Source organism: Citrobacter sp. R-1.5.2 (assembly GCF_035064245.1).
Lineage (GTDB): Bacteria > Pseudomonadota > Gammaproteobacteria > Enterobacterales > Enterobacteriaceae > Citrobacter.
In genome coordinates this window covers 500,967-514,082 of sequence record NZ_JASEYC010000002.1, presented here as the reverse complement: position 1 = coordinate 514,082, position 13,116 = coordinate 500,967, and the positions used below count along the sequence as shown (strand labels likewise).

Annotated in this window: 14 protein-coding genes; 4 read left to right on the top strand and 10 right to left on the bottom strand. The window is 49.9% G+C overall.

Annotated elements, in window-relative coordinates; genetic code table 11:
- Positions 1-35 precede the first annotated feature (35 nt).
- From sdiA to QMN38_RS06420, 9 genes are all read right to left on the bottom strand, one after another.
- Positions 36-758 (bottom strand): quorum-sensing transcriptional regulator SdiA, encoded by a 723-nt coding sequence (gene sdiA / locus QMN38_RS06460; RefSeq protein WP_137381532.1) that lies wholly within the window; start codon positions 756-758, stop codon positions 36-38.
- 230 nt (positions 759-988) lie between these two features.
- Positions 989-1,741 (bottom strand): L-cystine ABC transporter ATP-binding protein TcyN, encoded by a 753-nt coding sequence (tcyN, locus tag QMN38_RS06455; protein WP_271442797.1) that lies wholly within the window; start codon positions 1,739-1,741, stop codon positions 989-991.
- Complete coding sequence (gene tcyL / locus QMN38_RS06450; RefSeq protein WP_048211320.1) at positions 1,738-2,406, bottom strand: cystine ABC transporter permease; 669 nt, start codon at positions 2,404-2,406, stop codon at positions 1,738-1,740. Before tcyL ends, tcyN begins: the two co-directional genes overlap by 4 nt.
- A 21-nt stretch (positions 2,407-2,427) precedes the next feature.
- Complete coding sequence (gene dcyD, locus QMN38_RS06445; RefSeq protein WP_115643231.1) at positions 2,428-3,414, bottom strand: D-cysteine desulfhydrase; 987 nt, start codon at positions 3,412-3,414, stop codon at positions 2,428-2,430.
- 155 nt (positions 3,415-3,569) lie between these two features.
- The gene (tcyJ, locus tag QMN38_RS06440; RefSeq protein ID WP_119174357.1) at positions 3,570-4,370 is read right to left on the bottom strand and encodes a cystine ABC transporter substrate-binding protein; all 801 of its coding nucleotides are present in this window, start codon (positions 4,368-4,370) and stop codon (positions 3,570-3,572) included.
- Positions 4,371-4,584: 214 nt separating this feature from the next.
- Positions 4,585-5,136, bottom strand: a complete 552-nt coding sequence (gene fliZ / locus QMN38_RS06435) for a flagella biosynthesis regulatory protein FliZ (RefSeq protein ID WP_040232441.1) — start codon at positions 5,134-5,136, stop codon at positions 4,585-4,587.
- A 57-nt stretch (positions 5,137-5,193) separates the two neighbouring features.
- A complete protein-coding gene (gene fliA / locus QMN38_RS06430; protein ID WP_005127740.1) occupies positions 5,194-5,913 on the bottom strand; it encodes an RNA polymerase sigma factor FliA in 720 nt (239 codons plus the stop codon).
- Between the two features lie 195 nt (positions 5,914-6,108).
- On the bottom strand, positions 6,109-7,305 hold the full coding sequence (fliB, locus tag QMN38_RS06425; RefSeq protein WP_271450225.1) for a flagellin lysine-N-methylase: 1,197 nt from the start codon (positions 7,303-7,305) through the stop codon (positions 6,109-6,111).
- An 80-nt stretch (positions 7,306-7,385) separates the two neighbouring features.
- Positions 7,386-8,603, bottom strand: a complete 1,218-nt coding sequence (locus QMN38_RS06420) for a FliC/FljB family flagellin (protein WP_271450224.1) — start codon at positions 8,601-8,603, stop codon at positions 7,386-7,388.
- 255 nt (positions 8,604-8,858) lie between these two features.
- On the opposite strand from QMN38_RS06420, the gene fliD reads away from it, so the two are divergent.
- The 4 genes from fliD to amyA all read left to right on the top strand — a co-directional run bounded on the left by fliD (position 8,859) and on the right by amyA (position 12,609).
- Positions 8,859-10,259 carry a flagellar filament capping protein FliD gene (gene fliD / locus QMN38_RS06415; protein WP_271450223.1) on the top strand — a complete coding sequence of 467 codons (1,401 nt, stop codon included), beginning with the start codon at positions 8,859-8,861 and terminating at the stop codon, positions 10,257-10,259.
- Between the two features lie 15 nt (positions 10,260-10,274).
- Positions 10,275-10,682, top strand: a complete 408-nt coding sequence (gene fliS, locus QMN38_RS06410) for a flagellar export chaperone FliS (protein ID WP_222186500.1) — start codon at positions 10,275-10,277, stop codon at positions 10,680-10,682.
- Positions 10,682-11,053: a flagella biosynthesis regulatory protein FliT gene (fliT, locus tag QMN38_RS06405; protein ID WP_005127745.1), complete on the top strand. Its 372-nt coding sequence runs from the start codon at positions 10,682-10,684 to the stop codon at positions 11,051-11,053. Before fliS ends, fliT begins: the two co-directional genes overlap by 1 nt.
- A gap of 68 nt (positions 11,054-11,121) precedes the next feature.
- Complete coding sequence (amyA, locus tag QMN38_RS06400; RefSeq protein WP_323604719.1) at positions 11,122-12,609, top strand: alpha-amylase; 1,488 nt, start codon at positions 11,122-11,124, stop codon at positions 12,607-12,609.
- A 40-nt stretch (positions 12,610-12,649) separates the two neighbouring features.
- Here amyA and yedD read toward each other — a convergent pair whose 3' ends face one another.
- Complete coding sequence (yedD, locus tag QMN38_RS06395) at positions 12,650-13,063, bottom strand: lipoprotein YedD (RefSeq protein WP_271450236.1); 414 nt, start codon at positions 13,061-13,063, stop codon at positions 12,650-12,652.
- Positions 13,064-13,116: the final 53 nt, after the last annotated feature.

Here is a 13,116-nt window from a genome sequence, read left to right as displayed (position 1 = left end):
CGGTTTTGCGTCTGACACTCAGAACGACATTTTATTCAGATAAGCCCCGTTGCGGCGGCATAACAGGCAATCTGTGTTTTGTTTGGTGCGTTAAACTTCTTCTGCATATTCTTCTGATGAAAGTTAACGGTATTTTCAGAGATCGACAGAATCATTGCTATCTCGGAAGAGGTTTTCCCCTCAGCGGTCCATTTCAGAATCTCTTTTTCGCGCTTACTAAAACGCATCTCCGGCGCCATGACCATGTCATCTTCCAGCCGCATAAGTACTGACAGACTTTCTCGTACCAGCAGTTGCATCCTGAGCTCGACTTCATCCTGCGCAAAGCGGCCATTACGCAAACTTGCGCGAGACACAGACAAAAAGCCTAGTGCCCGGTTTGGCAACATCAAGCACTGCGTCATCCCCTTGCGCAGACCGTGATTACGCGCGGCGTCCCACAACGGCTGTGCGTCACGGAACAAGGTATCATCCCACGGTAAGTGGCCCTGACTGAAGTTTTCGGGTTTCAGTACCGGATCGATAGCGAAATAATTTTCTGATTGATAATGTGCGACCCATGCTTTGGGATACGTCGTATGAAGTACCGTTTTAGGTCGGGTAAAGGGTACGGGATGACGGACACAGAGCGCATAAAAGTCGAACTCTAAGTGCTGCGTCTGATGTTGTAATTCGTTATAGACATCCTCTGCCGCCGCCATTTCCTGAAAGCGTAACAGCATGCTCCGTCGCCAGGTGAAGAAATCATGATCCTGCATACTAAGTGGTAATGCCCCTGAGATTGATAATCATCCAAATGTATGAAACAAGCTAACACATAAATGTATTTTATATATGCAAATTATCGGACAAATAAGAAATTACTTGAGTGTAACGTAACAGCCCACAATGCTGGCAGGATGAAGCAATAATAATAAAGCAGTAATTATAAATAGTTATGCAATGAGCACTCACCAAAAAACTATTTCGATGAGTGCTCTCTAACCTTTTATTGCATCAGGAACTTTTCAAGAAACTGACGGGTTCGCGGTTGCTGCGGATGAGTAAATAAGGATTTTGCAGGCCCCTGCTCCACTATCTTGCCCTGATCCATAAATATCGCCCGGTCAGCAACGTCACGCGCAAAGCTCATTTCATGTGTCACAATGACCATGGTGCGTTTTTCCTGCGCCAGCTGACGAATTGTATTAAGTACTTCGCCAACCAGTTCCGGGTCAAGTGCGGAGGTAGGTTCATCAAAAAGAATCACTTCCGGACGCATAGCCAGCGCCCGGGCAATGGCGACACGCTGCTGCTGACCGCCCGATAACCGCCGTGGATAGCTGCTCTCTTTACCCGCAAGCCCAACCTTTGTCAGAAGTTCACGCGCGCGCGCTGTCGCTTCCGCCTTCGGTTCTCCCTTCACAATGACCGGACCTTCAATAATGTTTTCCAGTACTGTGCGATGTGGAAATAAATTAAAGTTCTGGAACACAAACCCCACATGCTGGCGCAACTGGCGAATCAGTCCTTTCTGCTGGCTTAAGGAACGTGCGGTATCAATGGTAATGTCTCCGACCTTGATGGTGCCCGCCTCTGGTTGTTCCAGCAAATTAATACTGCGCAGCAACGTAGTTTTGCCTGAACCGCTCGGCCCAATAATCGCCACAACTTCACCAGGCTTAACGTCCAGATCAATGCCGTGCAGTACCGTTTGCCCGTGAAATTTTTTCACCAGGTTTCTGACTTCAATAGCACTCATTTCGGATCTCTCTCCTGGCGGTTGAGCTGTTCTTCAAAATAGTTCTGCAGCGCAGAAAGCACCGTCGCCATGACCCAGTAAATCAGCGAGGCTGCCAGATACATGGTAAACACCTCCAGCGTGCGTGAAGTAATCAGCTGCGCCTGGCGGAACAGTTCCGGTACCTGGATGGTCGCGGCCAGTGAGGTGTCTTTCACCAGACTGATAAAACTGTTGCTCAGCGGCGGCAATGCCACGCGTGCCGCCTGCGGTAGAATCGCCCTGCGCATCGTCTGCCACGGTGTCATACCGATACTCGCCCCAGCTTCCCACTGCCCTTTGTCAATGGAGGAGATGGCCGCACGCAGCGTTTCTGCCGCGTAAGCCGCGGTATTCAGCGACAGACCGATCATTGCAGCCGGGATCGGGTCCAGCTCAATACCAAACTGCGGCAGACCGTAGTAGATCATAAACAGCTGGGCAATTAACGGCGTACCGCGAAAGACCGAGATATAAAAGCGCGCCAGCCAGCGCACAGGTAACAGTGATGACAAACGCATTAGCGCCAGGATGAACCCCAGCACCAGGCCAAAAAACATCCCGCCGATACTCAGTTGGAGCGTAAATACCGCCCCTTTCAGCAGATACGGCAGCGAATCAATGACCAGTTGGATACTTTCTTGCATTAGTATTTTTCTACCTGGTTGTCATACATGTGGATGGTAGGCAAATAACGCAGGTGCCCCACCGGTATGAATAAAGAGGATTGGCCCTTCATCTTTAAAGCGTTTCTGGCTGATACCGTCAATCAGGCCTGCCATCGCTTTACCGGTATACACCGGGTCCAACAAGATGCCTTCCAGACGTGCCAACAGTTTTACCGCCTCCATGCCTTCTTCATTTGGCGTACCGTAACCCGGCGCAAAATAATCATCCCACAGTAAAATATCTGCCGCCGCGGTCAGTTCCAGCTCACTGGCAATCGCCTGCTGAAGCGCAACGACTTTTGGTTTTTGGTCAGCAACGCTACGTGAAACGGTGACACCGATAAGCTCAACGTTCGGCATCAATTGTTCCAGCCCTACTGCCAACCCGGCGTGCGTTCCTGCGCTGCCCGACGCCACCACGACGGATGAAAGTTCTACTGCACCTTCACACTGCTGAGCAATTTCCAGCGCGCTTTCGACATAACCCAATGCGCCCAACGCGTTAGAACCGCCAACCGGGATCACATACGGGCGGAACCCCTGCGCTTCAATCCGTGTCGCCAGTTCCTGAAGCTGCGCATTCGGATCGGTCAGCGCATCACACATTTCAATCTGGGTATTGAACAGATCGAGCAGCAGGCGGTTACCGTTACTGAGGTAATTTTCCGCAGTCGTGCCGATCGGGTTTTCCAACAGCGCCACACAGTGAAGCCCCAGCTTCGCCGCGACCGCCGCCGTCTGACGCACGTGGTTCGACTGGATAGCCCCTGCGGTGATCAGTGTGTCTGCGCCTTCACGCAGTGCATCCGCCGCCAGGAATTCCAGTTTGCGCAGTTTATTGCCGCCCATCGCCATCGGCGTGACGTCATCACGTTTAATAAAAATATCGCGACCGAGATAATCAGAGAAACGCGGGAGATATTCGAGCGGCGTTGGCGCACCAATAAATTCCAGACGGGGAAAGCGCGTTAAGTTATGCAGTGGCATAGAGCCTCCGGTGTTTACTCATCATCCTGTGGGCGACAAGCAGCCCAAAAGCCTGAGAGTAGAAGTTGTTGTGATGTTCTTTTTATTATGCACGTTCAGGCGCAATGGAATAAAAAAAGGCGCTGTTAAAGGCGCCTTTTTTATCCGAATGATGATTATTTCGTCACATCCGCTCCAAACCATTTTTCGGACAGGGCTTTCAGCGTACCGTCTTTTTGCATCTCGGCAATGGCGGCATCCACAGCTTTCAGCAGATCTTCATTGCCTTTACGCAGCGCCACACCAGATTCCTGGCGGGAGAAAGCTTCACCGGTCACGGCCAGTGTGTCTTTGGTTTTCTTCACCAGATCCAACGCGGCCAGACGGTCAACCAGAATGGCATCGATACGGCCTACGCGCAGATCCTGGTATTTGGTCGGGTCATCATCATAGGTACGAATATCTACGCCCTGCACGTTCTGACGCAGCCACTCTTCGTAGTTGGTCCCCAGACCAACACCGACTTTTTTACCTTTCAGGTCCGCGGCGGTCTTAATCACGCCTTCGTTACCTTTCTTCACCAGCGCCTGGATACCAGAAACCGTATATGGGGTAGAGAAATCGTATTTCTTCTTACGTTCGTCAGAAATGGTTACCTGGTTTATCACCACATCGATACGTTTGGAATCTAACGACGCCAGCATACCGTCCCATTTGGTCGGCTTGAGCGAGGCTTTCACACCCAGATGTTTAGCCAGCTCCTCGGCAAATTCCACTTCAAAACCGGTCAGTTTGCCGTCGTCACCCTGGAAACTAAACGGGGGATAAGTCCCTTCCAGCCCCACCAGCAGCGTGCCGCGCTCTTTCACTTTATTTAGCAGACCTTCGTCCGCAAATGTTTTTGCGCTCATACCCGCGACAAGTGCAACAGCCATTACACCCATCAGCGCCTGACGTCCCAGAAGTGCTAATTTCATAGTTACCCCGAATATTGTCATTAGTGACTGCTATTTATCCACAAAATCATTCGAGTTGCATCAAGGCGGCAAGCGAGTAAGTCCCCAGGAGCTTACTAAAGTAAGTAACTGGGGCGCCAACGCAGAGACAGCTTGAAGGATGACGTGTGTATGAGCGTAGTGTAGAACGTTCGCCGTAATTCACAAACACGACTCTGTTACACCTTATTCGTTTTTAATATATATCAGAACTGGCTGTCCAGGCGGATTTCTGCATATGCCCCATATGTGTATGGGCTTTAAACTGCTCATACTTACGTAGCGCAATGCGGTAGTTATTGGTGCTGGTTTCTGGCAGCCACGGAGCGAGGTTTTCGTCGAGGAACCCTTCCTGCAGCAGGTCGTGGGAAATTTTTTGTTCGGTCAGATGATTGCCAAGCCGACGCAGGCGAACAACATATTCGCGCACCGTACCGTGGCTCATTTCGGTTTGCTCAAACAAAAATTGTTTAAAGCCGATAATGTCAAAGAAGTCGCTTTGCTCTTTGCAATGCAAATCACCGCAGAAACGGCACAACGCCACCCACTCTTTTTTCTCTTGCGCCCATTCAGCATCATCAAGCAACGTGTCCAGGCGGGAGATGGCTATCTTATTCACAATCTGCCCGCGACGAACCAGCGTGATCCTGTCGAGCAACTTAAAGCAATGGGCGCAATGCGTCTGGCTGTGTTTGAAATCTTTGAGGTAGCGGCTTAGTGGCCGTCTTTTTGATTGCTGCACCGTCATGAGAACTCCTGGTAGTCAATACGTTATGCGGCATTGTTCAGGGGCAAAGATTACCCCTTATAGCTTACCCAGCTTGGTGCGTAGACGTTTGATAGCCTGGCTGTGCAACTGACTGACCCGTGATTCGCCCACTTCCAGAACAGCACCAATCTCTTTCAGATTCAGCTCTTCCTGATAGTACAGCGTCAATACCAGCTTCTCGCGCTCCGGCAATGCATCAATAGCATCCATCACGCGCTGACGGAGGTTCCCCTCAAGAAGCTGTTGTAACGGGTTTTCTTGCTGATGTTCTTCTGTCACCAGCTCAATACTATCGCCATGCTCTTCCCGCCACTCGTCGTATGAGAAGAGTTGGCTGTTATTGGTATCAAGCAACATCTGACGATACTCTTGTACAGGGATCCCCAGACGCTCCGCCACTTCTGTTTCCGTCGCGTTGCGCCCTAATTCCTGCTCCAGTTGCCCCATCGCCTGTGCCACTTCGCGGGCATTGCGCCGAACGCTACGCGGCACCCAGTCCCGGCTGCGTAGTTCATCCAGCATAGCCCCACGAATACGCTGCACTGCGTAAGTGGTAAATGCCGTTCCTTGCAAAGCGTCATATCGGTCAACTGCATTCAATAACCCGATGCCGCCCGCTTGTAGCAGGTCATCCAGTTCCACGCTCGCCGGCAAGCGCACCTGAAGGCGCAATGCTTCGTGACGCACCAACGGTACATAACGCTGCCACAGCGAGTGTTTATCCATTACACCTTCAGCGGTATACAGTGAATTCACGATAAACAGCCCTGCGTTAAATGAGTTATCGGCATGATTATCCGTTTCTGCAGGGGGTTCTATCGGAGGAATAAGGCTATAAAAGAAGGGTTATTTGACTTTTGTAACGCTACAAACAAAGCCCAGGAATGCAAAACCATTAAAAATCAAACGATTAAGCCGAGAAGCTTCTGTCTAATGCTTCCCGGCAACATGCTATACCAGCAAAGAGACCAGAGACAAATCATCTCCCATTCTCACATTCTCAATGTAGCGATAAAAGTCCTCTGTCACTGACTTGTTATGCTGGCTTGAAGAGTGAAAGCTATAAATGACGTTGATCAGATCATCCAAATGCACCGCCCCCTGCTCTTTGGCATGGCCCGCCACCAGCAGTTTGATGAAATAATATTCCGCCACGATAATATACAGGCTGCGCAGCGGTGTTCCCGAGGTCATATCAGGAAAATCATTTTGCCAGAATTTGTAAAGTATATAGTTTTTAAGCGCAAACTGTGTTTTCCCTAATTCGGGCAGAACAATATTTCTCCACACCTGTTCGAGACTGGCAGTTTTTTCTTCAAACGTCAGCGTATTGTCTGCCGCCAATACCCTCAGCAGAGAATCAATATATTGTGTTAATACTTTTCCACCACGAGAAAGACGTTTCGTACGGAAATAATTTTGCATCAGAACGGTCATCGACGCTTTAACACGATAATCGCCCGTAATATCGCCCATCATCTCGCCATTTTGCAATTGTTGTACCAGTTGTGCATGAACAGATTCAATCTGCCCAATTGTTGATTCATCAACCGTTTCAACTTTTTCCAGGAACAGCAGGAACTTCACCACGGCGAAAAGTGCGGGTTCAACCTCAACTTCGGCCCGTCCAATCAGATCCAGGCAAAACAGGCTCAGTACCCGGTGCACTGCCGAAAGCGGTTTCGCGGCATTGGACTTTTGTTGCAACGTAAGGCGCTCATTAAATTTCATCGCATCCGGTTCACTGAGCAATAACCTGACCACTTCCGGGCATGAAATATTCAGTGAATGGTGTACATCATTCTTATAGGTACGATAAAAACGGGGATAAATAGCGCAGGTTTTACTCAGTGCATTCGCCCCTAACCGTTTATGCACCATACATAGCTTATCATCACCAAAATATGGACAGTTGTCGGATTCAGGTGGAAATACCATCTTTCCCCAGTTGAGCGAATCCTTTTTTACCAGTTGGATGCTTTCTTTCGCAATGGTCTGGATTAATAGATCTTTATTCGTTAGATATTTTTTTACCGTTGGCTTATCAACTGCGATTTCCCACTCTTTACAGCAATGGTCGCGACAATCGCTTCCCACACAATTGAACGCCGCGACAAAGGCAGGTTCAGTAATTATAATTTCTTTCATTACGTTTGCTCCGGTAAAAAAAATCAAGGTGACTTTCGCCACCTTGATTGTACTCACTGACTTGAAAAGCTATCGTCAGATTAACGCAGTAAAGAGAGCACGTTTTGCGTGGTCTGGTTAGCCTGGGCCAGAACGGAGGTACCCGCCTGCTGCAGGATCTGCGCACGAGACATGTTAGACACTTCGGTCGCGTAGTCGGAGTCTTCGATACGGCTACGAGCGGCGGACAGGTTGTTTACTGTATTACCGAGGTTGGTGATTGCAGATTCAAAACGGTTTTGTACCGCACCCAATGAGCTACGCTGTTTGTCAACCTCAGCCAGCGCCTTATCAATTGCTTTCAGTGGGTCTGCTGTACTACCAGTTTTCATGGTCTTAGCATCAAGGTTTGCACCATCAAGGGTAAATGTTGCTTTTCCTGTAGTCATATCAACGACTGCATCTGAAGGATTCAATGCAATATAAACTTTCTGCGCTTTACCTTCCTCAAGCGTTAAACCGTTCTTCGCAGCAGCCTCTACATCTGCTTTAGTTAAGCCAGCCTTAAACGAAACCTCTGCGAACAAATTACCATTTTTGTCTACAACTGCTTTTGACGCTGCTGCCGACGGGTCATCAATATTAGCAACAGCTACGCCCGTTGCTTTTGCTACTTGAGCATCAGACAAACCTTTAATTTCAGTATCTGCGACTTTAGTTGTTTTACCCCAAATATCAGCGTATCCAGCATAATCAGCAGTGCCAATAGCGGCTGTATCACCGTTCGGGCCAGAGACGTTAAAACCAGCCAGTTTCAATGTACTTGCTGTAACTTCGCTCAGTTTGATATCAATGGTTTCATTATCATTAGCACCAACCTGAATCGACAGGGTCTGGTTTTTCGACAGAACATTGGTACCGTTGAACTGGGTTTGAGCAGAAACGCGGTCAATTTCAGCCAGACGCTGTTTGATTTCATCCTGAATGGAGGACAGGTCAGAACTGGAGTTGGTGCCGTTCTGAGACTGCACAGTCAGTTCACGCACACGCTGAAGGTTGTTGTTGATTTCGTTCAGAGCGCCTTCAGTGGTCTGCGCGATAGAAATACCGTCGTTGGCATTACGGGATGCCTGAGTCAGACCTTTGATGTTAGCGGTGAAACGGTTGGCAATCGCCTGGCCAGCAGCATCGTCTTTCGCGCTGTTGATACGCAGACCAGAGGACAGACGTTCGATAGCGGAGCCCAGAGCGGACTGAGATTTGTTCAGGTTGTTTTGGGTCAACAGCGACAGGCTGTTTGTATTGATGACTTGTGCCATGATCTTTTCCTTATCAATTACAACTCGATGTTATTGGGCTGTTGCCCACGGTTTCTGACCGTAACCCATGTATCGGCACCGTAAATTCGAACTTTAGAAAATTTTTAGTTTCTGTCGTTTTTTTTCTTAGCCCGCGAAATACCCTCTATATGCACCACTATTCTGCGCATTATTTTCACCAAACTATCATTAAACTTTGCGCGCAGATTGCCGATAACCCGCATAACAATTGTTTGCAATTACAAGGAATCGGGCATGGCTTCATTTACATCATTGGGCGTAGGCTCAGGCTTACCACTGGATACGTTGCTAAACAACCTGACTATTGCTGAGAAAAAACGTTTAAATCCAATTACTCAGCAACAGAGCGATAATAACGCCCGCCTGACGGCCTACGGTACGTTAAAGAGTGCGCTGGAAAAATTCCAGACGGCCAATACGGCATTAAATAAACCGGAACTGTTCAGAAGCAGTAATGTCACCAGCAGCACCGAAGACCTGAAAGTCACTACAGAAGCCGGCGCGGCTCCAGGTATTTATACCATCAGCGTTACACAGCTGGCGCAGGCACAATCTTTAAGTACTGCAACGGTTGACTCAAGCAAAGACGCTCTCGGTGACGGTTCTGCCACCCGTACCATTAAAATTGAGCAGCCGGGCCGCAAAGAGCCGCTTGAAATTAAACTGTCGCAGGACAAAACCACGCTGGACGATATCAGTAAGGCGATCAACGATTCCGATAGCGGTATCTCTGCCAGTATCGTCAAGGTGAAAGACGGCGAGTTTAAACTGGTACTGACCGCCGCCGAAGGTCTGGACAGTAAGATGACCATCTCGGTAGACGGCGACAGCAAGCTTAGCGACCTGCTGGCTTATGACAGCAATACCGGTACCGGTAAAATGAGCGAGTTAGTAGTCGCGCAAAACGCTCTGTTAACAATGAACGGGATCCCGATTGAGCGTCAGAGCAACAAAGTGACCGATGCGCCGCAGGGCGTGACGCTGCAATTGACCAAAAAGGTCACTGATGCCCGCGTAACCGTGACCAAAAGCAATGACAAAGCGACAGAAGCCATTAAAGGCTGGGTTGATGCTTATAACTCGCTGATTGATACCTTTAATTCGTTGACCAAGTATAAGGCAGTCGATGCCGGGGCTGAAGGTCAGGATAAAGATAACGGCGCGCTGGTGGGCGATAGCGTGGTACGTACCATTCAGACCGGTATTCGCGCTCAGTTTGCCAACTCCGGTAGCGAAGGGGCCTTTAAAACCCTGAATGAAATCGGCATCAAGCAAGATGGCACAACCGGCAAGATGACCATCGATAATACCAAGCTGAAAAAAGCACTGGACGAAAATACCGCTTCAGTACGTGAACTGTTGGCGGGCGACGGTAAAGAAACCGGTATTACCACCAAGATTGCCGCTGAAGTGAAAAGTTATCTGGCTGATGACGGTATTATCGACAGCGCACAAGACAGCATTAATGCCACGCTGAAAAAACTGACCAAACAGTACCTGTCCGTGAGCGCCAGTATCGACGACATGGTTGCGCGTTACACCGCCCAGTTTACCCAGCTGGATAGCATGATGAGCAAGCTGAATAACACCAGTACCTATCTGGGTCAGCAATTTACTGCGATGAATAAATCCTGATAACACGAGGTAAGCATGTATACCGCGAGCGGTACCAAAGCCTATGCACAGGTCAGTGTGGAGAGCGCCGTAATGAGCGCCAACCCGCATCAGCTGATCGAAATGTTGTTTGATGGCGCGAACAGCGCCCTGGTGCGCGCTCGCCTGTTTATGCAACAGGGCGATATTGTCGCCAAGGGTGAAGCCCTCAGCAAAGCTATTAACATTATTGATAATGGTCTTAAAGCGGGCCTGGATCAGGAAAATGGTGGTGAAATCGCCACTAATCTGTCATCGCTGTATGACTATATGATCCGCCGTCTGCTGCAAGCGAATTTGCGTAATGATTGTCAGGCGATTGAAGAAGTCGAAGGGTTACTCGGAAACATTGCGGATGCCTGGAAACAGATCTCACCAAAAGCGTCGTCCCAGGAGTCCCGTTAATGACCTCAGCCGTGGAGTTTATCAACCGTTGGCAGCGCATTGCGCTGCTCAGTCACTCGCTGCTGGAACTGGCACAGCGAGGTGAATGGGACCTTTTACTGGAACAGGAAGTTACCTATCTGCAAAGTATTGAAGTGGTCATGGAAGAACAAACTCCATCAGGCATTACGCGAAGCGTTCAGGATTTGATTGCCGGGTATATTAAACAGACGCTGGATAACGAACAGTTGCTCAAAGCATTACTGCAGCAGCGTCTGGATGAACTCAGCACACTGATCGGTCAGTCAACCCGCCAGAAGACGCTAAATAACGCCTACGGCCGGCTTTCCGGTATGTTGCTGGTTCCGGATGCCCCAACTGCCCCACAATAATTTCCCGTTACGTCTGAATAATCTTCCATACTCCAGAGGTCGGCCAAACGGCTTCTGGAGCACGGAAGATGAAAAATCCCACCCTATTGCAGTACTTCCACTGGTATTACCCTGATGGCGGCCAGCTCTGGCCGGAACTCGCCGCACGCGCGGACGGACTTAATGATATCGGCATCAATATGGTATGGCTGCCTCCCGCCTATAAAGGTGCGTCCGGCGGGTACTCCGTTGGCTATGACTCCTACGATCTGTTTGATTTAGGCGAATTCGACCAGAAAGGTACTATTGCCACCAAATACGGCGATAAAAATCAGTTACTGGCGGCAATCGACGCGTTAAAGCACAACGATATCGCGGTACTGCTGGATGTGGTGGTCAACCACAAAATGGGTGCGGATGAGAAAGAGCACATTCAGGTTCAGCGCGTCAACGCCGATGACCGCACGCAGATTGACGATGAGATCGTCGAATGCGAGGCCTGGACCCGCTACACCTTCCCCGCCCGTGCGGGTCAGTACTCTCAATTCATTTGGGATTACAAATGCTTCAGCGGCATCGATCATATTGAAAATCCCACCGAGGACGGCATTTTTAAAATCGTTAATGATTATACTGGCGAAGGCTGGAACGACCAGGTCGATGACGAACTGGGCAACTTTGACTACCTGATGGGCGAAAATATCGATTTTCGCAATCATGCCGTCACCGAAGAGCTCAAATACTGGGCACGCTGGGCGATGGATCAAACCCATTGCGATGGTTTTCGCCTGGATGCCGTCAAACACATCCCGGCATGGTTCTATAAAGAGTGGATCGAGCACGTCCAGGAAGTCGCCCCGAAGCCGCTGTTTATCGTGGCGGAATACTGGTCCCATGAGGTCGATAAACTGCAAACCTATATTAACCAGGTCGAGGGGAAAACCATGCTGTTTGATGCCCCTTTGCAAATGAAGTTTCACGAAGCGTCCCGCCAGGGGCGCGATTATGACATGAGCCAGATTTTCACCGATACGCTGGTGGAGGCCGATCCCTTTCATGCGGTGACGCTGGTTGCGAACCATGACACCCAGCCGTTACAGGCGCTGGAAGCCCCGGTCGAGGCATGGTTTAAGCCGCTGGCCTACGCGCTGATCCTGCTGCGCGAAAACGGCGTGCCGTCGGTATTCTACCCCGATCTCTACGGTGCACATTATGAAGATACTGGCAGTGATGGCAAAACCTACACCATTGATATGCCGATTATTGAACAACTTGATGAATTGATCCTGGCCCGCCAACGCTTCGCCCACGGTGTACAAACGCTCTATTTTGATCATCCAAACTGTATCGCCTTTAGTCGCAGCGGTACGGATGACGATCCCGGGTGCGTCGTCGTGCTGTCCAATGGCGATGATGGTGAAAAGAGCATCGCGCTTGGCACAAATTACGGCAATAAAACCTGGCGTGACTATCTGGGTAATCGTGAAGAAAGTGTAGTGACCGATGAAAACGGCGTGGCGACGTTTTTCTGTGATGGCGGCAGCGTTAGTGTGTGGGTGATTGAAGACGTGTTGTAGCACTTAACCCCGGTAGCGACAGGCTACCGGGGCGCAACGCTTATGGCAGTGGGGTGGCTAACGGCGTTTTCTTTAACACCTCGGCACACTCCAGCGTCGGGCGATCTACCCGTTGCAGCGTCATACCGTCATAATCCAGCGTATTGCCATCGCGATCAATTTCATACAGCTCACGTTTCACCGTCACGTTGGTGAGATCACCAGAGAGCATGGTCAATTTCCCGGGGACGGCAATCACTCGCTGCCACTGACGGCAATCCAGCGTATCCCCCTCTTTGGTGACAATCAGACTGGCGATCGCTTCCGGGCTCACCAGCGCGCGCTGCGGACCTTTCGACTGCCAGTAACCTGCCAGACCGGCAGGGGCTGGTGTTTTCACCACGTCATTATAATTTTGTACTTCGGCGCAGCCGGCAAGCACCAACAATGCACCAACGATTGCTAATTTTTTCATCATTCATCCTGCATGCGAAGAAAAGGGGATTGTGGCATTAAAGCCCTGATGTC

Excerpts from the sequence above, each read along its gene's own strand:
- sdiA (WP_137381532.1), bottom strand. The coding sequence starts at position 758 with ATGCAGGATCATGATTTCTTCACCTGGCGACGGAGCATGCTGTTACGC.
- tcyN (WP_271442797.1), bottom strand. The coding sequence starts at position 1,741 with ATGAGTGCTATTGAAGTCAGAAACCTGGTGAAAAAATTTCACGGGCAA.
- tcyL (WP_048211320.1), bottom strand. The coding sequence starts at position 2,406 with ATGCAAGAAAGTATCCAACTGGTCATTGATTCGCTGCCGTATCTGCTG.
- dcyD (WP_115643231.1), bottom strand. The coding sequence starts at position 3,414 with ATGCCACTGCATAACTTAACGCGCTTTCCCCGTCTGGAATTTATTGGT.
- tcyJ (WP_119174357.1), bottom strand. The coding sequence starts at position 4,370 with ATGAAATTAGCACTTCTGGGACGTCAGGCGCTGATGGGTGTAATGGCT.
- fliZ (WP_040232441.1), bottom strand. The coding sequence starts at position 5,136 with ATGACGGTGCAGCAATCAAAAAGACGGCCACTAAGCCGCTACCTCAAA.
- fliB (WP_271450225.1), bottom strand. The coding sequence starts at position 7,305 with ATGAAAGAAATTATAATTACTGAACCTGCCTTTGTCGCGGCGTTCAAT.
- QMN38_RS06420 (WP_271450224.1), bottom strand. The coding sequence starts at position 8,603 with ATGGCACAAGTCATCAATACAAACAGCCTGTCGCTGTTGACCCAAAAC.
- fliD (WP_271450223.1), top strand. The coding sequence starts at position 8,859 with ATGGCTTCATTTACATCATTGGGCGTAGGCTCAGGCTTACCACTGGAT.
- fliS (WP_222186500.1), top strand. The coding sequence starts at position 10,275 with ATGTATACCGCGAGCGGTACCAAAGCCTATGCACAGGTCAGTGTGGAG.
- fliT (WP_005127745.1), top strand. The coding sequence starts at position 10,682 with ATGACCTCAGCCGTGGAGTTTATCAACCGTTGGCAGCGCATTGCGCTG.
- amyA (WP_323604719.1), top strand. The coding sequence starts at position 11,122 with ATGAAAAATCCCACCCTATTGCAGTACTTCCACTGGTATTACCCTGAT.
- yedD (WP_271450236.1), bottom strand. The coding sequence starts at position 13,063 with ATGAAAAAATTAGCAATCGTTGGTGCATTGTTGGTGCTTGCCGGCTGC.